Annotated in this window: 15 protein-coding genes; 11 read left to right on the forward strand and 4 right to left on the reverse strand. The window is 63.4% G+C overall.

Going from position 1 to position 17,616, the window contains the following annotated elements:
- Positions 1-43: 43 nt before the first annotated feature.
- From N5P29_RS10985 to N5P29_RS11035, 11 genes are all read left to right on the forward strand, one after another.
- Positions 44-1,153 (forward strand): Gfo/Idh/MocA family protein, encoded by a 1,110-nt coding sequence (locus N5P29_RS10985; protein ID WP_262275016.1) that lies wholly within the window; start codon positions 44-46, stop codon positions 1,151-1,153.
- Positions 1,150-2,169 (forward strand): NAD-dependent epimerase/dehydratase family protein, encoded by a 1,020-nt coding sequence (locus N5P29_RS10990; protein ID WP_262275017.1) that lies wholly within the window; start codon positions 1,150-1,152, stop codon positions 2,167-2,169. Before N5P29_RS10985 ends, N5P29_RS10990 begins: the two co-directional genes overlap by 4 nt.
- The gene (locus N5P29_RS10995; protein WP_262275018.1) at positions 2,166-3,332 is read left to right on the forward strand and encodes a DegT/DnrJ/EryC1/StrS family aminotransferase; all 1,167 of its coding nucleotides are present in this window, start codon (positions 2,166-2,168) and stop codon (positions 3,330-3,332) included. The genes N5P29_RS10990 and N5P29_RS10995 overlap by 4 nt, the downstream gene beginning before the upstream one ends.
- Positions 3,329-3,991: an acetyltransferase gene (locus N5P29_RS11000; RefSeq protein ID WP_262275019.1), complete on the forward strand. Its 663-nt coding sequence runs from the start codon at positions 3,329-3,331 to the stop codon at positions 3,989-3,991. Before N5P29_RS10995 ends, N5P29_RS11000 begins: the two co-directional genes overlap by 4 nt.
- The gene (locus N5P29_RS11005; RefSeq protein ID WP_262275020.1) at positions 3,988-5,454 is read left to right on the forward strand and encodes an oligosaccharide flippase family protein; all 1,467 of its coding nucleotides are present in this window, start codon (positions 3,988-3,990) and stop codon (positions 5,452-5,454) included. The genes N5P29_RS11000 and N5P29_RS11005 overlap by 4 nt, the downstream gene beginning before the upstream one ends.
- A complete protein-coding gene (locus N5P29_RS11010) occupies positions 5,451-6,725 on the forward strand; it encodes a glycosyltransferase (RefSeq protein ID WP_262275021.1) in 1,275 nt (424 codons plus the stop codon). The genes N5P29_RS11005 and N5P29_RS11010 overlap by 4 nt, the downstream gene beginning before the upstream one ends.
- On the forward strand, positions 6,725-7,912 hold the full coding sequence (locus N5P29_RS11015) for a glycosyltransferase (RefSeq protein WP_262275022.1): 1,188 nt from the start codon (positions 6,725-6,727) through the stop codon (positions 7,910-7,912). Before N5P29_RS11010 ends, N5P29_RS11015 begins: the two co-directional genes overlap by 1 nt.
- On the forward strand, positions 7,902-8,804 hold the full coding sequence (locus N5P29_RS11020; protein ID WP_262275023.1) for a glycosyltransferase: 903 nt from the start codon (positions 7,902-7,904) through the stop codon (positions 8,802-8,804). The genes N5P29_RS11015 and N5P29_RS11020 overlap by 11 nt, the downstream gene beginning before the upstream one ends.
- A gap of 52 nt (positions 8,805-8,856) precedes the next feature.
- The gene (locus N5P29_RS11025; protein WP_262275024.1) at positions 8,857-9,639 is read left to right on the forward strand and encodes a YveK family protein; all 783 of its coding nucleotides are present in this window, start codon (positions 8,857-8,859) and stop codon (positions 9,637-9,639) included.
- Between the two features lie 2 nt (positions 9,640-9,641).
- The gene (locus N5P29_RS11030; RefSeq protein ID WP_262275025.1) at positions 9,642-10,373 is read left to right on the forward strand and encodes a hypothetical protein; all 732 of its coding nucleotides are present in this window, start codon (positions 9,642-9,644) and stop codon (positions 10,371-10,373) included.
- A 76-nt stretch (positions 10,374-10,449) separates the two neighbouring features.
- Positions 10,450-11,709, forward strand: a complete 1,260-nt coding sequence (locus N5P29_RS11035) for an O-antigen ligase family protein (protein ID WP_262275026.1) — start codon at positions 10,450-10,452, stop codon at positions 11,707-11,709.
- Positions 11,710-11,757: 48 nt separating this feature from the next.
- Here N5P29_RS11035 and N5P29_RS11040 read toward each other — a convergent pair whose 3' ends face one another.
- The 4 genes from N5P29_RS11040 to N5P29_RS11055 all read right to left on the reverse strand — a co-directional run bounded on the left by N5P29_RS11040 (position 11,758) and on the right by N5P29_RS11055 (position 17,614).
- Positions 11,758-12,534, reverse strand: coding sequence for a glycosyltransferase (locus tag N5P29_RS11040; protein ID WP_262275027.1), 777 nt, complete (start codon positions 12,532-12,534; stop codon positions 11,758-11,760).
- Positions 12,535-12,590: 56 nt separating this feature from the next.
- Entirely contained in the window at positions 12,591-14,537 is a 1,947-nt protein-coding gene (locus N5P29_RS11045) for a WecB/TagA/CpsF family glycosyltransferase (protein WP_262275028.1), read from the reverse strand.
- Between the two features lie 233 nt (positions 14,538-14,770).
- Positions 14,771-16,099, reverse strand: a complete 1,329-nt coding sequence (locus N5P29_RS11050; protein WP_262275029.1) for a hypothetical protein — start codon at positions 16,097-16,099, stop codon at positions 14,771-14,773.
- A gap of 117 nt (positions 16,100-16,216) precedes the next feature.
- Positions 16,217-17,614 (reverse strand): sugar nucleotide-binding protein, encoded by a 1,398-nt coding sequence (locus N5P29_RS11055; RefSeq protein WP_262275030.1) that lies wholly within the window; start codon positions 17,612-17,614, stop codon positions 16,217-16,219.
- Between the last annotated feature and the right edge of the window lie 2 nt (positions 17,615-17,616).

The raw sequence follows: 17,616 nt of genomic DNA on the forward strand, positions 1-17,616 counted from the left end.
AGGCAACAACAACCCTGCTACCAACACAGAATCCGAGTGGGAAATGAGCATACGAACAGTTCCATCAGGACACCTCAATGGCAACGCCATGCGGCCCAGGCTGCGCATAGCAGTGGTCGGTGCGGGTTATTGGGGACCGAACCTCGCGCGGAACCTCAAAGCCAGCCCGGACTGGGAACTGGTGGCCATTTGCGACCTTGACGTCGAGCGCGGGATGAAGCTGGCCGAAGCGGTGGGCGGGGTGGCCGTCGTCGAGTCCTTGGACGAGCTGCTGGACACCTACAACCTGGACGCCGTCGCCGTCGCGACTCCGGCGCATACGCATCACGGCGTAGTGATGACCGCCCTGCGCGCAGGCAAGCACGTCCTGGTGGAAAAACCGCTGGCCGACAGCCGGGCCAAGGGGCTGGAGATGGTGGACGAAGCCAACGCCAGGGGACTGGTGCTGATGGCCGACCACACATACTGCTTCACACCGGCTGTGCTCAAGATCCAGGAGCTGGTGTCCAGCGGTGCACTGGGCGACATCCTGTATGTCGACTCGGTCCGGATCAACCTCGGACTCGTCCAACCGGACGTCAACGTGTTCTGGGACCTTGCACCCCATGACCTGTCCATCCTCGACTTCGTTTTGCCAGGGGGCTTGCACCCCACGGAGATCTCGGCACACGGCGCGGACCCCCTGGGTACAGGTCGCGACTGCGTGGGGCATCTGACGTTCGGCCTGCCCAACGACGCCATGGTCCACATCCACGTGAACTGGCTCAGCCCCACAAAAATCAGGCAAATGATCATCGGTGGGTCAAAGCGGACCCTCGTTTGGGATGACCTGAATCCCCAGCAACGGCTCAGCGTTTACGACCGTGGCGTCAGCCTGGAACACCAACCACGCTCCGCCGCCGACAAGAAGGCCAGCGCCATCTCGTACCGTCTCGGCGACACGTGGTCACCAGCCCTCCAGGAACGTGAACCCCTGGGTCAGGTTGTGGCAGAGCTCGCCAGTTCCATCCGGAACCACACCAGGCCGCGCACCAGCGGCGAATCCGGGCTTCGGGTCCTGTCGGTCCTTGAGGCAGTGACGCAAAGCCTCGGCACCGATGGAAGGTCCACCCTCGTGGCCGGTAACGAGACCAACCTCCAGGTTGCGCGATGAAAGAGCTCCTTGGTGCCAACGTCCTGGTTACCGGAGGCGCCGGAACCATCGGTTCCACCCTGGTGGATCAACTGCTCGACGCCGGTGTGGCCCACGTTGACGTCCTGGACAACCTCGTGCGCGGCAGGCGCGCCAATCTCGACGACGCCCTGGCCAGCGAACGCGTCCAGCTCGTCGAAGGGGACCTGCGGGACCGGGACCTCGTCCACGACCTCACCCGCGGCAAGGACCTCGTATTCCATCAGGCCGCCATCCGCATCACCCAATGCGCCGAAGAACCACGGCTGGCCCTCGAAGTCCTGGTGGACGGCACCTTCAACGTGTACGAAGCCGCCGTGGAGCACAAAGTAGGCAAGCTCATTTCCGCCTCAAGCGCCTCCGTCTACGGCATGGCCGAACACTTCCCCACAAAGGAATCCCACCACCATCACAACAACGACACCTTCTACGGAGCGGCAAAGTCCTTCAATGAAGGGATGGCCAGGAGTTTCAGGGCGATGTCGGGCTTGGACTACGTACTGCTGCGCTACTTCAACGTCTACGGACCCCGCATGGATGTTCACGGCGTCTACACTGAGGTCCTGGTCCGCTGGATGGAACGCATCGACGACGACCTGCCGCCCATGATCTTCGGCAGCGGACAGCAAACCATGGACTTCATCCACACCCACGATGTGGCCAGGGCAAATGTCCTCGCGGCAGTCAGCGACGTTCGCGAGGGTGTCTACAACGTGGCAAGCGGCACTGAAACCAGTCTGGCCGAGCTGGCCCGGACCCTGCTCAGGGTCATGGGATCTACGTTGCATCTGGAACACGGCCCGGAACGTGCCGTCAACGGCGTGGCCCGGCGGCTCGCGGACACCACGGCCGCCAGGGCGGACCTTGGATTCGAAGCAGCCATTGGACTCGAAGACGGGCTGCGGACCCTCGTTTCATGGTGGCGACCGCTTCGCGGCGAAATTGCTGCATCCCGCCTGGTAGCCCGCCCCGATGCTCCGGCAGTAGGTGCGCGATGACCATTTCGGAGACGCGGATGGCCCGCATCGACGTCATGAAGCCGTGGCTGGGCGAAGAAGAAGCCCAGGCCGTAGCCGAGGTGATCGCCTCCGGGTGGGTAGCGCAGGGGCCAAAGGTGCGCCAGTTCGAGGAAGCCTTTGCCGCGGAACAGCAGGCTGGCTACGCCGTTGCCACCTCCAGTTGCACCTCGGCCCTGCATCTGGCGCTCGCCGTTGCCGGCATCGGACCCGGTGATGACGTGGTGGTCCCGTCGTTTTCCTTCATTGCCACCGCCAACGCGGCCTGCTACGTGGGCGCACGTCCGGTGTTTGCCGACGTCGACCTCCAGTCCGGTTGCGTGACGGCAGAGACCGTAGAAAGGGCACTGACCCCCCGCACGAAGGCAGTCATCGCCGTAGACCAAGGCGGGGTGCCGGTGGATCTGGACCCCATCCGCGCACTCTGCGATCCCCGCGGGATCATCGTGGTCGAAGACGCGGCATGTGCCATCGGTTCCCGCTACCATGGCCGCCCGGCAGGCGCCGGTGCAGAACTGGCGGCCTGGTCTTTCCATCCACGCAAGATCCTCACCACCGGGGAGGGCGGAATGCTCTCCACTCCCCGGCAGGACTTCGCGGACAGGGCGCGGCACCTCAGGGAACATGCCATGAGCGTCTCGGCCGCAGAGCGTCACGCCAGCATTCTGGCACCGGCCGAGGAGTACCTCGAAGTCGGCTTCAACTACCGCATGACCGACCTCCAGGCCGCCGTCGGCCTTGTCCAGCTGGGCCGCCTCCGGGCGGCAATCCAGCGGAGGCGCGAACTGGCCGCCAACTACGCCAACGCATTTGTCGGCATCGAAGGGCTTCGGCTGGTCAGCGACCCGGACTACGGCACCGGCAACTTCCAATCGTGCTGGCTGGAGACGGGCACGGCATTTCCGTTGAGCAGGGACGCACTGATGACCCATCTGGCCCACGACGGTATCTCCGCACGGCGGGGCATCATGGCCGCTCACCGCCAGCCCGCCTACGCCGGGAAGGACACAGGCAGTGCGTCACTGGAGGTCACTAATTGGCTGACCGACCACACGCTCATCCTGCCCCTCTACCACCAGCTCGAACTCCACGACCAGGTCCGTGTCATCGACTCGGTACTTCGCGCTGCGGGGCGCTCACGATGAGCGAGCTTCTCCTCATCGCCGCCAGTGGCCTCGCCCGGGAAGTGCTGGCCATGGTCCGCAGCAGCGGACCGTTCGATGTCATTGGGATCCTCGACGACGACGAGGACAAACTCGGGCGGGTGGTGGACGGCGCCCATGTGCTGGGACCTGTCCGCGACGCCCTGAAGTTCCCGCACGCCCTGCTTCTGGTCTGCATCGGCACCGGAAGCGGCCGGGAGGCCGTGGTGATGCGGCTGCGAAGCCTCGGGCTCGACGACGAACGCTACGCCACCGCCATCGATCCCTCCGTCAACGTTCCGGAAGGGTGCATGATCGGGCGGGGAAGCATCATCCTCGCCCATGTGAGCATGACCGCCTCAGTGACCATCGGCAACCACGTAGTCGCCATGCCCGGAGTCACCTTCACCCACGACGACGTCATCAGTGACTACGCCACGTTCGCATCAGGGGTGTCCCTTGGTGGGAACGTACACATTGGCCGGGCTGCCTACATCGGCATGAACGCCAGCGTCCGCGAGCGCCGCTCCATCGGGGCCAAGGCGACGATTGGCATGGGCGCGGCTGTCCTGAGCGACGTGCCGGAGGACGAGACCTGGGCCGGTGTTCCGGCACGGGTGATCAGGCGGGGCAATACCCCGGCGCTGGAGGGGGCGCAGTGACACTTCGAAGCGCGGCCACCCCCGGACGAGAAGCAACGCCCACCCGGGCGTTCGTGATCAGCGTGGTCAATGCCTTCGTCACCAAGCTGGGCACCATCGGCATCGGCATCGCCTTGGCGCGCCTGCTGGGTCCTGAGGAGTTTGGAACCTACGCGGTGGCATTTATCGCGTTGGTGGCGGTGCTGAGTTTCAACGAGTTGGGGGTCAGCCTAGCCATCGTGCGCTGGCCCGGGGACCCGAAGGACATCGCCGCTACCGTCACCACCATCTCCGTCGTGTGCAGCGTCCTCCTGTTCGGCCTGTCCTATGCGGTTGCACCCCTTTTTACGGCGGCGATGGGCAACGAAGCAGCTACGGATGTCGTCAGGGCCCTGGCCTTCTGCATCGTGCTCAACGGCCTGGTTGCCACTCCGGCCGCCTTGCTGCAACGGAACTTCCGCCAAGGACAGCGGATGGTCATCGATCAGGTCAACGTCTGGCTGGGTGCCGGCGTCTCTTTGGTTCTGGTCATTGCAGGGATGGGGGCCATGAGCCTTGCCATTGGCCGGGTTCTGGCCAGCGTCGTGGCCGGTGTGCTGTTCCTGGTGTACTCACCCCTGCCGTACCGCTTTGGTTTCTCACCGCAGTCTGCGAGACAGCTCCTGGTGTTTGGTCTCCCTTTGGCCGGGGCCAGCGCAGTGGTCTTTGCGGTGGGCTACGTTGACCAGCTGATAGCGGGAAAGTTGTTTGGTCCGGTCGTCCTGGGTTTCTACGTCATGGCCTTCAACATGGCTGGGTGGCCATCGAGCCTGCTGTCACAGCCCTTGCGAAGCGTGGCACCAGCGACTTTCTCCCGCTTGCAGGATCGTCCTGAGGACATGGCAGCGGCGTTGCTGGCCATGGTGGGCGCGGTTTCCGTCGTGGTCCTGCCGATAACCGCAGTGATGGTCGGATGTGCCATACCGCTTGTCACAGTGGTCTATGGGCAGGACTGGGCTCCTGCAGGATTGGCACTGATGTGGTTGGCGCCCCTCACAGTGTTCCGCATCCTCCACGAGCTCCTCTACGACTACCTCGTCGTTCTTGGCTCATCCCTGTCCATCTTCAGTGTGCAGCTTTTTGCCCTGATCGCCCTCGTTCCGGCGCTACTGGCCGGCGGCGCGCTCGCAGGGATGACAGGACTTGCCGCTGCCCCGGCGCTGGTTGCCTTGTTCGTCACCTCCCCGCTCTATCTCAGGGCGTTGAGCCAGGCGAAGGTATCGCTACGGGCTGTGGGAAGGCGGCTTTGGATGCCCTTTGCCTTGGGGCTCCTGACCGCTGTGGGCTGTTTCGGGTTGTCGCGCACTATTGAATCCCCGCTGGCAGCCGTTGCGGCATCGACGGGCCTTGGCATCGTTGCGATGGCGCTGATGATGTTCGTTCGCCGGAACGACCTGCGGGAGGTCCGGATCTGGGGCCGCGGTCGGGAAGTTGTTCCGTCATGAGAATCCTCGTCTATCCTCACGACCTCCGCATGGGTGGCAGTCAACTGAACGCCATCGAACTGGGAGCGGCAGTAAAGCAACTGGGCCACGAAGTCATTCTCTTTGGACAACCGGGCCCCCTCGCTGAGAGGGGCATGGGGCTGGGTTTGGAGTTCATTGCCGCACCGGCACCGGGAAAGCGTCCGTCGCCCTCTGTCATCAGCGCCCTGGTCCGCACTGTCCGCGAGCGCCGGATAGACATTGTGCATGGGTATGAGTGGCCGCCGGCGCTGGAGTGCCTGGCGGCTGCAAGGATTGTTCGCGGCACCACTGCCGCTGCAACGGTAATGTCCATGGCGGTCGCCCCGTTCATTCCCACATCCATGCCCCTGATGGTGGGTACGGAGCAGATCCGGCACGCAGAGTCGTCTTCCGGACGATCCAACGTCCACTTGTTGGAACCGCCTGTAGACCTTCCCATGAACAGCCCCGACGCCGATCTGGACCTGGTGGCTTTCCGGAACCGTTGGGGTCTGGATCAGCATCACTTCACGGTGGTCTGCGTGTCCCGGCTGGCCAAGGAACTCAAGCTTGAGGGCATCCTGTCAGCGATTGATGCGGTGAACCAGCTCGCAGCAGACATACCGGTCCGCTTGGTCATCACCGGGACCGGCCCGGCTGAAGGCATCGTCAACGCCCACGCGGCGCGCGTCAATGAAGCACGGGGGGAGCGCACGATTATTCCTACCGGCGAACTTGCCGACCCCCGACCGGCCTACGCCGTAGCGGACGTCGTTCTGGGCATGGGTGGGTCCGCCCTTCGAGGACTGTCGTTCGGAAAGCCCCTCGTAGTCCAGGGCGAACGGGGTTTCTGGGAGCTCCTGACCCCTGACTCCCTGCCGCTCTTTTTGTGGCAGGGGTGGTACGGGTCCGGTCCAGGCTCCGCAGGGCCAGGCGCGGCTGGCTTGGTCTCTGTCCTTGGGAAGCTCGTCGAGGACAAAACACTGCGGACCGAACTGGGCGTTTTCGGCCGGTCGGTCGTGGAAGGCAGGTTCAGCCTCACTGGCGCAGCGCTACTCCAAACGGAGCTGTACCAGCACTTCATGTCGGACACTGCCGCACAGCGGCCCCACCTGTTGGCCGAGGCGTCCGCCGCGGGGCGCTACGGCTCGTACGTCGTTCGACGGCGTTACCTCCGGTTGCGCGGCCAACAGCCCTCCGAGGATTTCAACGCCCGTCCTGTCGCGGTCCAAGCGGCCGCATCAGGCCTGATCACTGCGAAGGAGGCGTAATGTGCCCGACCATGTACATCTCAGGCGGACGCTGGGATGACCTGCCCGGAACTGATCGACTCCTGGCCGAATCACTGGCAGTGATGGGACCGCTCATGTGGGTGGACCAGCCCGCTCCCGTCTTCCGCTTCCCGGATGTTCGGAAGCACTTGGTGGCAAGCCTGCTCGGGATCCCCGAGATCCTCACTTCGCAGCTGACACGCCTCCGACTTCCCGCCCCGCCGATGTTCAGCAGCCGCCCGGGCCGCGGCATGACCAAAGCCATTGCCCGGCACTGTATGGAGAAGGCCATAAGGGCGGCGGTCCATCCGCCGACGGCCATCATCAATGCCTCACCGGTTATGGGTTTCCCGGCAGGCGGCACCGGCGTTCGTTTGCTTCACTTGACCGACGATTGGTTGGCTGCCGCAGATCTGATCGGGTTCGGCGCGGATTACCTTCGCCGATCCCTGGAACAGAACATCGAAGCGGCCGACGTCATCACGGCCGTCTCGCCCGGATTGGCCGCCAAAATGTCCGCCTTTTCAGGCCGGACCGTGAAAGTGGTTGCCAACGGGTGCCGGCCACCGGCGAACCAAACGGCAGCCGACCGACGTCGACCGGTAGCGGTCCTCGTGGGTCAACTCAATGAACGCTTGGACCTGGACATTTTGGAGACGCTGGGCACCGCCGGGCTGGACATTCTGGTGATCGGCCCGAGGACCGAGTCCAACCCTGTAACCAGGCGCCGGCTTGATGCCTTTCTCGGCCGCGGAAACGTGGATTGGCGGGGAACCATGTCTCCAAAGGACTTGCAGCGGCTGCTTGGGACCGCATCCGTAGGTATCACCCCTTATGCGGACACGGAATTCAACAGATCCAGCTATCCGCTCAAGACGTTGGAATACCTTTCGGCGGGACTGCCCGTGGTCGCCACCGACCTGCCCTCAGTGCGATCCCTGTCGTGCAGCACCTTGACGGTGGCCAGCAGCCCCGCGGAGTTCGTCGATCTGGTCAGGAAGGCCCTTCGGGAACGGCCGGATCAAGGACAAAAGGAGGAGATGAGGCAGGTGGCGGAAGCTAACACCTGGGACGTCCGGGCGGCCAGCCTCATGGGGCTGTGCCAAGACCCCGCCACGACGAGCGGGCCTTTCTGGCCAGATCGCACCAGTGCCCCGTCCGTTCGAGGAGTCAGCAATGAACATTGACAGGTCAGTGAGCAGCCCTCCCACCGTGGACCACGTTCTGCTGACGAGGTTCAATCTTCCTTCCCGTGGCTTTGAAAGCCTTGTGCGGGCTCAGGAGGGCTGGCTGCGGGACCGGATCGTCCTGTTCGAGCGTTACTGCCTTCCATCGGTGAAAGCCCAGAGCAACCGCAACTTTCGTTGGATCATCTATTTCGATCCCGAAAGCCCTGCCTGGCTGCTGGAACGTGTACGGGAACTGAGCGGCGACCGGGCATTCGTACCCCTGTTCAGGGCTGAGGTCAGCCCGTCGGAACTGCTGGAGGACATCCGGTCAGTAGGTGCCGGGGACCGCAAGGTTCTCATCACTACCAACCTGGACAACGATGACGGCCTCGCTGTCGATTTCGTCGAGCGCGTCCAGGGTGCTGCTGCCGGCCAGCAGGTTACAGCCATCTATCTGGCATCCGGCCTTGTCATGGGCCCTGGTTCCGTTTTCCTTAGGAATGACCCCACCAACGCCTTTTGCTCGGTCAGCGCACCTTGGTCCGCTCCCGCGACGTGCTGGGCTGCGTGGCACAACCGCCTGGGCCAGTCCATGGAGGTCAGGACGCTGCGTGGCACGCCTGCCTGGCTGCAAGTGGTGCACGACCACAACGTAAGCAACAGGATCCGCGGCCGACGTGTTTCCCCGGAAACGTACCAAGGGCTTTTTCCGGACCTTCTGCGGGACGTTCCTGTCCCCACCAGGAGGACCATCATGACCGACCGCCTATATCAGGCTCCCGTCCGGACCCTTAAGGAGCTGGCCCGAACCGCAGCCAAGGCCGTAACCGTTGCGTTGCTGGGCACCGGTGGCATAGACCGCATCAAGACAACGTTCGCCAGCAGGAAAAGCACGGCCTCGAGGACCTGAACCATGTGGTGGGCCCAACAAGAAGTCACCCAACGAAAGGTAAGAGCGGGACATGCAGGTACAAAAGATACTGAAAAGCCTGTTACGGCGATGGTTCATCGTCGTTCTTGGGCTTGCCCTGACCGCAGGTGCCTGCTTCTTCCTTCAGCAGAGTGCTCCTGACAACTACAAGGCCCAGGCGAGCCTTGTCCTTCTGCCTTCGACCAAAAGCGTTGGAGAGGCCGGTAACCCTTATCTTGGGCTCGGCGGCATGAGCGAGGCTTTGGACATCCTCACCCGCAAGATGTCATCCGAAGAATTCAAGGAGAAGATCCGGGACCAGGCAGGCACATCCACGTTCACGGCTGAGGCCGACAAGGGGACCAGCGGCGCAATCCTGCTCATCACGGCTTCTTCACACGACGCAGACCAAGCACTGCGGCTGCTGGACACTGTCATGAACCAAGCCCCGGTGGCCCTGACGGAGCTGCAGGACGTCTTGAACGTTCCCACAACATCCCGCATCTCCACCATGAAATTGCTGGAAGACAACAAGGCAGTCCCTGAGGTCAAGGCCCGCACGCAGCTTCTCCTCGTTACTGCTGCCGGAGGCGTGGCCTTGAGCGTCGTGGTGACTGTGCTTATCGATGGGCTCCTTCTGTCCAGGAAGCAGCGCAGGAATTCCGGGTCCAGCCACAAGGCCTCCGGTCCAAATCCACCTGCACCTGGTTCAGCCCGCCAAAAGAAGTCCTCGCCTGCCGAACGCCTGCCGGGCAGCCGGCCCAAGGCGGACGAACCTGCCTACCTTTCAGGTGAGACCGCCAGCGTGGTGCCCAGCTCCTACAGGCCGGGATGACCATGACGGCTGCGATCCTTCTACGCATCCTGGCCAGGCGTTGGTACATAGTGGCCATCGGCCTTGCCATCGGGCTGGCGTCCTTGGGCGCCGTCCGGACGTCTGAACCTGTGTACTGGACCAAGGCCGAGGTTACCTTCGTCGCGCCGGACCGTGAACCGGCCTACTGGATTCCCGGCGACGATTATGCCTCGCTGGTGGACTTTGCGGCCATGGTGGAAAGACGTGTGAACTACGGCTCAGCCTCGGTGGACCTCACGCTGTCCACCGGGACGCTCTATGGCGCGGGTGTCCGGCACGGCTACTCAGTGACCCTGCTTAACAGCGGCGGGCAATGGGCAAAGAGCTTCCGGTGGCCGGTCTTGTCAGTTCAGGTGGTGGACTCCAGTGCCCAAAAAGTGAAGGACGTGCTGGGTGACGTCGTGAAGGGTATCAACGCAGCCTCCACGCAACTCCAACAAGAAGCAGGCGTTGAACAAGCCCTGATCACCACCCTGACTTCCCCCTCGAGCCCTGAAATCGTGTTTGGGGGAGGAACCCAGACTAACCGCGTCAAAGGGGCCGTTTTCTGGATGGGCATTGCGGCAACGCTTTCGATCCTGTCCGCGGTGGTCATTGATGCCCGGCAACGACGGCGAAGGACAGCCCAGGTGCCAACCTCAAGAACCAGAAGAAGCAGCAAACGGCAGACAGATAACAAGCAGGCGGAGGTGACAACCCGTGTACCGGGCTAATGGGCTTCTTCATCGCGACAGCGTCCACGGGACCACCGGGAGATCCGATGCGCCCATCTTCCTAACCATCTATCTTGTGCTCACCTGCGCCCTGCCATCGAACCTGGTGATCGCGTCGTTGGGCTCGATCGGTCGGCCGAATACACTCTTCGCGATCCTCGGGCTGGCATGGTGGGTCCTGCACCAACTGCTCCGCACCACCCCCTCGGTCAGGCGGTTCCACCCCTTGAGGGCAGCGCTGTCAGCGTTCCTCATAGTTGCGGCATCCAGTTACGCGCTCGCCATGGTGAGGGGTTTGCCTGAAACCGAGGCCAGCCCCGCCGATGCCGGGCTCATCCGGCTCGCGGGCTGGGCCGGAATCCTGCTCATAGCCACCGATGGCCTGACCACACGGGAAGGGGTCAGGACACTGCTGCGAAGGATCGCCTTGGCGGGCGGCCTGACAGCAGCACTTGGTTTGCTCCAGTTTGCCACCGGCTCATCGCTCATTGAATGGATCAGGATTCCAGGCCTCAGCCTCAGTTCCGAGCTTGCAAACATCGATTCCCGTGGCGGCTTCATCCGGGCGGCAGGCATGTCTCTGCATCCCCTCGAATACGGTGTGGTGCTCTCCACCTCCCTTCCGATTGCCGTAACCCTGGCCCTGAACGACACCTCCAAGCGCCGGCTCCTATGGTGGATCCCTGTTGGCCTGATTGCCGTGGCCGCAATGTTGTCGGTCTCCCGCGCAGCCCTGATCTGCATGGCATTGGCTTTCCTCATTCTCTTGCCGGTCTGGCCCAAGCAACTGCGACGGCGGGCTGTCGCAGTCTCGGCACTGCTGGTCGGAGTGATCTACGTGGTGACTCCGGGAATGATCGGCACCCTGTTCGGGCTCTTTACCATCGGCACGGATGACCCCAGTATCAGTTCCCGGACCAACGGCTACGCAACGGCATTCGGAATGGCCAGCCAACAGTTGTTCCTTGGACGTGGTTTCGGTACCTTCCTCCCGGCGTATGTGATTGTCGACAACCAATATCTGGGGCTCCTGGTGGAACTTGGCATAGCCGGTCTGCTTGCTTTCCTGATGCTGGTTGTCGCTGGCATCATCTGTGCTTGGCAGGCCCGCAGGGCGGCAAAAGACAACGAGCTGCGCCAGATGAGCCAATCAGTACTTGCCAGCGTGGCTGCAGCTGCTCTTGCCTTCGGATTCTTCGACGCCTTTGCATTCCCCATGGCCGCCAGCCTCCTGTTCCTCATGCTGGGAATATCCGGGGCACTGTGGAGGATCGCGCATCGAGAGGCCGCGGAGGCACAACTCAAGGACAAGGCGGTCCCTTCAGGGGAGCCGTAACAGGAACCCAGGCAAGGAGAACCGCAGGCAACCAGCGGCCAACGGCGGCTAGCGACGGCTCTCGTCCCGTTCCCATACGGGGGAAGACGCCCGCGACCTTGGACGGCGGCGCCCGGCCACTGCGAACACCGCATAGACGACGGCGTCAAACGCCGTCCGCGGCCCACGAACCGACCCCAGCAGCTGGCGAGCCGTCCGCGGCAGGGAGGCCCCGCCTGACACCTGGTCCTGTTCGGCGTTACCCCGATAGGTACGACGCAACACAGCCAACAATGCAGCGGACGTCCGGGGCGTCCGGACGATCACCGGCTCCGTGGGCAGGACAGCTTTCTCCTGCGCACCAAAAAGCCTGTCCACAAAATAGTCGTCTCCCGTCAGGGCCGGAAAGACACCCATGCGGCTGTGCCCGGAACGGCTCAACGCATAAGCACCGGCGCCCCACAGTCCCTCCGCATTGCCCGGGATTCTGCTGCGGGCACGGTAGTAGGCCCGAACCGGCGCCGAAGCTCCGTGCGTGTCATAACTGAACGCAGGCCGGGCAGCCAGCAAGGTCTCATCCTGCAAGGCCGCAAAAACGTCAACAAGGGCCTTGGCGCTGACCTCAATATCGGCGTCGAGGTACAGGCGGGGCCACAATGCTGTGCATCGATCCCCGGCGTTAAGTGCCGCGGTCTTTGACGCCTCCGCCACATGGAGGACGGAAACGCCCTGCCATCGGGACGCAATCGCCTCCGTCGCATCTGTACACCCGTTGCAGGCCACCACTACATCAACGGTTCCCCACCCAATAACTTCCTTCAGCGACCCAAGAGTCCTGGCGATCACCGCGGCCTCATTATGCGCGGGGATAATGACAGCCCCTGATGGAAACACGGCCGACATCAGAGTTCCGCTTCGAGTGCCCGAACCGCGTGCGGAAGGCGATTCCACCGCCGTCGGCTGGTCAAGGCCCACGCTGCGTCGCGGTGACCGGGCTTCCCCATCCGGGCCACCTCTGCGGCCAGCACGGCCCCACGAAAGGCCATCAGCCGCGCCGGTCCAAGATACTTCTCCGCATATCGGACACGGTTCACGGACATCAAGGCAACCAGTTGCGGGGACGCCCCGGATCCACCGCGCGTGTGCCACATGCGCGCCTCAGGCTCAAACCAGATGGAAAAGCCAGCCTCCCTCAAGCGGTGGCAATAGTCGGTCTCTTCCGAATACAGGAAGAAACGCTCATCCCAGGCACCCACCAGCCTCGCAGCGCCGCCGTCCAGCAACAGCGCGGCGCCGGTAGCCCACTCCACCTGATGCCCATGCTGGTAGCTCTCTTCATCGAAATCCATCTCCGACAACCACCCCGGCCGCCTTTTGAGATGACTGCCCAAGGCGGCATCCCCAAGCGCTCGCAGAACACCCGGCTCGCGGCGCAGCGAGGGGTAGACGGTGCCGTCGTCATCCAGCAGGACGGGTACCACCATGCCTGCGCCGGATTGCTGCAGGCGCCGGCTCATTGCATTGATGGCACCTTCCCCGACCCGGAGATCCGGGTTGAGGATGAGGTAGGCGTCGGCCTCTCCCGCGGCTTCGAGTGCCGCATTGATGCCACCGGCGTATCCCAGGTTTCCTCCTGTCCTGAAGGCGATCACGTCCGGATGACGTGCCAGTTCGCTGATGGTCCGGTGGTTCGGGGAGTTATCGGCCACCACGACTTTCATCGACTGTTCTCTTGCTTCCCTCCGCAGGCTCAGGATCAAGGGGCCAATGCTGTCTTCATTGTTATAGGTGACGACGACGACGGCGACTTCCGCAGTGGCGCTGGCCGGCGCAAAGGACCCCGGAGCGCGGCTGGGCTCACGCTCCGGGACATCCGCGGGGTGGACACTTGTGCCTTTGGGGGCGGTATCCGCGCCGGGAAGCTGCCGCTGCCCGGCGGCGGGAAGCGTGAAACTGCTGTCCCTTCGCAGGCGAAGGTAGGCTTCCGGTCCGTCCACGAGGTATCTGCGGGCGAGCCTGCGCGGTTCCAAGGCCAGCCGCCAGGCCCACTCGAGGCTGTTGGAGCTCACCCAGGAGGGTGCCCGCCTGATGTGCCCCGCCAGGAAGTCCACCACGGCTCCGAAGGCCATCAGGACCTTTGCACCTGTCATGGCGCCATGCTCTGAAATCCAGAGTTCCTGCCGTGGCTTGCCCAGTGCCACGATCAAAATGTCCGGTGCTGACTCCGAAATCTTTGCCGCAAGCCGGCGGGAAGCTTCATGGTCACCAAGAGTGGTGCGCGGGGGAGCCCACCACCCGACGACCCTGAGGTGGGGACGCTCGACTTCGAACTTGGCGCGGATAAGTTGCTGGGTTTCCGTCGACCCACCCAGGAAACCAACAGTGAGCCCCCTGCGCCCTGCCTCATCCAGCAAGGGGCCCACGAGGTCGCTTCCTGCCAGCCGGGGCCAGTTTCGTGAGGTCAGGCGCCGGGCCTCTGTGGCCAGCGGGGCGCCGTCGATGAGCGTCAACCATTCCACGCCTCCCGGCTGCTCAGGGCCGGATTGTTCAAGCGTGCCGGCCCAGCGACCACCTGAACCGAAGTGGCGGATGTGGTCCAGGTTGGCAGAGCACACGCCCAGCGGCGGCGCGCCGGCACCGCTGGCCCTGTCCAGGATCTCCTCGATCGCCGGATCGAACTCCATGAGCTTGACCGCGACGCCGCCCAGGTTCACCCACGGTTCCCCGGAGGCAGCGGCCAGGGTGAGTGGCGCTGTTCCGCGGCGTGGGGCCACGCGGTGGGGGAATGTCAGTTGGGGGACTACCCGGTGGGATGCGATCCGGGTCGGCAGTGCTTTCGGCAGCAGCATTCTTGGCTCCAGGCTCGGGTCAAGCTCAAGGCATAACCATGTGGCCCACGACCCCTGGCTGCTGCACTGCCCGGATCGTGGGTGGCGGACAAACGCCGCCACATCGACATGTTTTCTTGAGTTGTCTCCCGGCCTCCTGCCAGAGGCTGCCGTAGGGCTACTTTAGGACGATTCCCCGGTGTCCGCCAGAGGTTTCGCCAGGCCCTTTGCCTGACGAATGCGGCCACGGTTTCCTAAAGGGCGATGCGGTACACATGGTGCGTGTACTCGTTAGGGAAATCATCGGTGAATTTCCCCCCTTGAATCGGAATGGAACGGTTTTCGTCCAGCACTTCCACGGTGGATGCCGTTATCCCGCCAGGGAGGGTGAATGTTCTGCTGCCGGTGGCTCCGTCGTCGGTCATCGCAAAGACGTAGGCGCTTCCGTCCTTGGCCTTGAGCATGGTGTCCGTACCCTCCCCGAAGTCCCAGACGTAGGACTGCGTGTTAAGAACAGGCGCCAAGGCAGCGATAGCGTGGTTTACGACACCGACTGCGGCGACCTGGTCCTTCAGACAATCAGCACTGTGCTTCCGGGCATCCTGGAAGGCATCACCGGTGATGCAGTCATTGACTTCCTGTTGGTCGGGGGACTGGCTGAACCACACAATTCCCCTGGCCTCATGGATCACCGACGCCCACACCTGGGCTTTGACCTGCTCAGGGCCCAGCTGCTTGTAGCCACGAGTTGAGCCGCCGGTGCTGACAACGGTCGGGAGCGCCCAGAGCGGCGCCTGAACACCACGCGTTGCGTTGATTTCCTGCTGAAGCTGCATGATTTTCCCGTAGCTGGAGGCGGTCCGGCAGTTCGAGGCAGTGATGGGATTCTGTCCGTTCGGAGTCCGCCACCGCAGCGTGCCTTCACCCCAGTCGCACTGTGGGACGGAGTAGAAGTACTGGTCCACGGAGTTCACGTTCGCAGTGCTGTAGTAGTCCGTGGAGAACTGCATTGGCACGTCATAGGTGAGGATTCCCGAGGTCCAGTTCGCATAAGTGAACCTGCCCGTCTGTGCGGGATCGTGCTGGGCAGCCAATTGCTTCATGTGTGCCAGCCCTGCCACGGGTTCGTACCTGCCATCCACCTCATCGTCCAGCACGCTGCCCACCTGCCGGTCCCAATTGCTTGGGGCATCTGTGGGGGTGTAAAGCGTGAACATTCCGTGCGCCGAGATGGCCGCGCTGGACGCATCCGGATTGCCCTGCACGTAGGTATTGATGCCCAGTGCTTTGTCGTACTTCAGTTGTTCATCGCTGCCGGGGGATCCGTACCAGATGGCGATCGGGAAAAAGGACGGGTCGCTCCAGCCCGCTGCGAAGGCCTTGGAGAATTGCCGCCAATACGCCGTGCCGCCCTCCCACGGAATCCGGGGGAGCTCGTGGAGTGCAGCTGCGGGTTCCACGGACGTCGCTGTGGGTTCCGGCTGGGGAGGGGAAGCAACGCGCGGGACAGTGCCGGGAATCGTACTTACCCAGAACAGCAAGCCAAGCGTCAAGGCCATCGTCGTGACGTAGCGAGCCCTCATAGCGTCATCTTCTTCCGCAACCCAATGATGAGTACCTCAAAGGATGACATCCGCTCCGCAATTCCGTAACCCGCCGTCGTGTTTTTAGCCGGACGTGCCCGACCCCAGTAGGCCTCGCTAGCGTTGGAGGTATTCCGCCATCCGCTGCGACCCGTCGGGGGGAGTGAAGCCCGTAGCGGTGATTTTGGCCAGGTCCAGCACGCTGTGGGCCGGTCGTGGCGCTGTTCCCGGTTGCGCGTACTCGGCTGTGCTGACCGGATGCACCAGCCCGGGATCCGCGCCGCAGAGCCGGTAGACTTCCGCAGCGATATCCGCCCAGCTCTGCGGCGGACCACCGTTGCTGATGTTGTATGTGCCGTACGGTGCCCTCGAATCAAGCAGATGTCTGATACCCGCGGCCAAATCCACGGCAAAGCTCAACCGGCCGTATTGATCGTCCACAACACTCGGTGCCGCCCCCTTGGCGGCAAGGCCCGCCATGGTCCGAACAAAGTTCTTCCCGTTACCCACTACCCAGCTGGCCCTGACGATGTAGTGCCTCGGCACGGTTGCCACAGCCGTGTCACCGGCGGCCTTGCTCTGCCCGTATACGCCCAACGGAGCGTAAGCCTCCTCTTCCGTGTGCACCTCGGCCGTACCGTCGAAGACGTAGTCGCTGGAGACATGGACCAGGGTCAGCGAATGTTCGACGGCGGTGCGCGCCAAGCGGGCGACGGCGGCTGCGTTGATTGACCAGGCAGCTGTGCGGCCTTCAGGCGTTTCGGCGGCGTCCACGGCGGTGAAGGCTGCAGCATTGATGACCGTGGAGTAGCTGCGCCATGCCAGCGACCGGAAGGAATCCTCGCTGGTGATGTCAAAATCCCGGCGACCGGCGAAGTCGACCGTTCGGTCGGCGTCGAATGCCTGCCGCAGCGCGGTGCCCAATTGGCCATCGGCTCCGAGGACGAGGGTCCGGCGTTTTTGCATTGGGGCGACGTGGTCCAGGCGCGGATGGTTCTTGTCCTGCTCCGAGACCACAGCGCGGCTGAGGGGGATCGGCCACGGCACGGAGACGTGTTCGTCGGCAAGATTCAGGAAGGTGTAGTCCTTCCGGGCCTCCGGGCTCCAATGGTCGTTGACCAGATAGGTGTAGGCAGTGTCGCCTTCCAGCGTCTGGAAGGCATTCCCTACGCCACGGGGCACGAAGACAGCTTGGCCCGGTGTCAGCTCCGCCGTGAACAGGACGCCGAAGCTTGGTCCCTCCCGGAGGTCCACCCAGGCCCCGAAAATACGCCCGGAGGCCAAGGAGATGAATTTGTCCCACGGCTCGGCATGGATGCCCCGGGTGGTTCCGGGAAGGGCGTTGAAGGAGATGTTGTTCTGGACGGGGCCAAAATCAGGCAGTCCGGCGTCCAGCATCTTGCTGCGGTGCCAGTTTTCCTTGAACCACCCGCGACCGTCGGCATGCACAGGGAGTTCGAACAGCAACAACCCGGGAATCGGGGTTGGCGTGGAGACTGGCTCCCGGGCCTCCACGG

Origin of the sequence: Paenarthrobacter sp. JL.01a (assembly GCF_025452095.1) — a bacterium.
In the GTDB taxonomy this organism is placed as follows: domain Bacteria; phylum Actinomycetota; class Actinomycetes; order Actinomycetales; family Micrococcaceae; genus Arthrobacter.

What these genes read in the sequence shown, in the direction of transcription:
- N5P29_RS10985 (WP_262275016.1), top strand. Translation starts at nt 44, where the DNA reads ATGAGCATACGAACAGTTCCATCAGGACACCTCAATGGCAACGCCATG.
- N5P29_RS11020 (WP_262275023.1), top strand. Translation starts at nt 7,902, where the DNA reads ATGAACATTGACAGGTCAGTGAGCAGCCCTCCCACCGTGGACCACGTT.
- N5P29_RS11045 (WP_262275028.1), bottom strand. Translation starts at nt 14,537, where the DNA reads ATGCTGCTGCCGAAAGCACTGCCGACCCGGATCGCATCCCACCGGGTA.
- N5P29_RS11025 (WP_262275024.1), top strand. Translation starts at nt 8,857, where the DNA reads ATGCAGGTACAAAAGATACTGAAAAGCCTGTTACGGCGATGGTTCATC.
- N5P29_RS10995 (WP_262275018.1), top strand. Translation starts at nt 2,166, where the DNA reads ATGACCATTTCGGAGACGCGGATGGCCCGCATCGACGTCATGAAGCCG.
- N5P29_RS11050 (WP_262275029.1), bottom strand. Translation starts at nt 16,099, where the DNA reads ATGAGGGCTCGCTACGTCACGACGATGGCCTTGACGCTTGGCTTGCTG.
- N5P29_RS11010 (WP_262275021.1), top strand. Translation starts at nt 5,451, where the DNA reads ATGAGAATCCTCGTCTATCCTCACGACCTCCGCATGGGTGGCAGTCAA.
- N5P29_RS10990 (WP_262275017.1), top strand. Translation starts at nt 1,150, where the DNA reads ATGAAAGAGCTCCTTGGTGCCAACGTCCTGGTTACCGGAGGCGCCGGA.
- N5P29_RS11030 (WP_262275025.1), top strand. Translation starts at nt 9,642, where the DNA reads ATGACGGCTGCGATCCTTCTACGCATCCTGGCCAGGCGTTGGTACATA.
- N5P29_RS11015 (WP_262275022.1), top strand. Translation starts at nt 6,725, where the DNA reads ATGTGCCCGACCATGTACATCTCAGGCGGACGCTGGGATGACCTGCCC.
- N5P29_RS11000 (WP_262275019.1), top strand. Translation starts at nt 3,329, where the DNA reads ATGAGCGAGCTTCTCCTCATCGCCGCCAGTGGCCTCGCCCGGGAAGTG.